Source organism: Bradyrhizobium australafricanum (genome assembly GCF_020329495.1).
GTDB classification, from domain to species: Bacteria; Pseudomonadota; Alphaproteobacteria; order Rhizobiales; family Xanthobacteraceae; genus Bradyrhizobium; species Bradyrhizobium australafricanum.
The window spans coordinates 1-945 of the sequence record NZ_JAGKJL010000184.1 but is presented as its reverse complement, the minus strand read 5'-3'; the positions used below and the strand labels follow the sequence as shown (position 1 = coordinate 945).

General features: G+C 58.2%; 1 protein-coding gene. It reads left to right on the top strand.

Annotated elements, in window-relative coordinates:
- Window positions 1-945: IS4 family transposase (locus J6525_RS46450; protein ID WP_225649615.1), on the top strand; the 945-nt coding region annotated here is incomplete at both ends.

The window sequence follows — 945 nt, the reverse complement described above, 5'->3', positions numbered from 1 at the left end:
AAGTTGCGGGATGCGAGTTTAAGGATGAGCGGCTTGGTCGCCGGTTCTGCAAATTGCTCGCACAAATCGGGAGCGACATGGGTCAAAGCATCCCGCTGGTTTGTCAGGATTGGGCCAACACGAAGGCCGCCTATCGCTTCCTCTCCAACGAACGGGTCAACGAGGCGGATATTCTTTGCGGTCATTTCGAGGCGACGCGCGGGCGCGTAGCGGCGACGGAGGGACCGATCCTCGTCCTCCATGACACGACGGAATTCAGCTTCAAGCGCGAGAAGCCGGATCTGATCGGCTTTACGGGTAAGACGGCAGGACGCACGCAGTGCGGCATCCTGATGCATTCGAGTCTCGCCGTGACGACCGAGGGGCTTCCGCTCGGACTGTCGGCAATCAAGTTCTGGACCCGCAAGAAGTTCAAGGGGACGACGGCGCTGAAGCGAAAGATCAATCCGACACGGGTGCCGATCGAGCAGAAGGAGAGCATCCGCTGGCTCGAGAATTTACGGCAATCGACCGACCTTCTCGCTGCTCCCGGGCGATGCGTTCATATTGGTGATCGCGAGAGCGACATCTATGAGCTGTTTTGCCTGGCCGAGGAGGTCGGAACGCATTTTTTGGTGCGAACCTGTGTTGATCGGCTTGCCGGGGACGGCAATCATACAATTGCCGACGAAATGGACGAGGTTACGATCAAGGGTGTACACCGGATCAAGGTCAAGGACGACAAAGGCGATCCCGACGACGCCGTTCTTGAGATCAGGTACCGCAAGATACGCGTCCTGCCGCCGATCGGCAAACAGACGAAATATCCCGCACTCACTCTGACCGTGATCCATGCTCGAGAGCGGGGAAGGCCGAAGCGGCGAAAGAAAATCGAGTGGAAGCTCCTCACCGATCTCCCGGTCCGATCGCGCAAGGACGCCATAGAGAAGATCGAATGGTACGCGT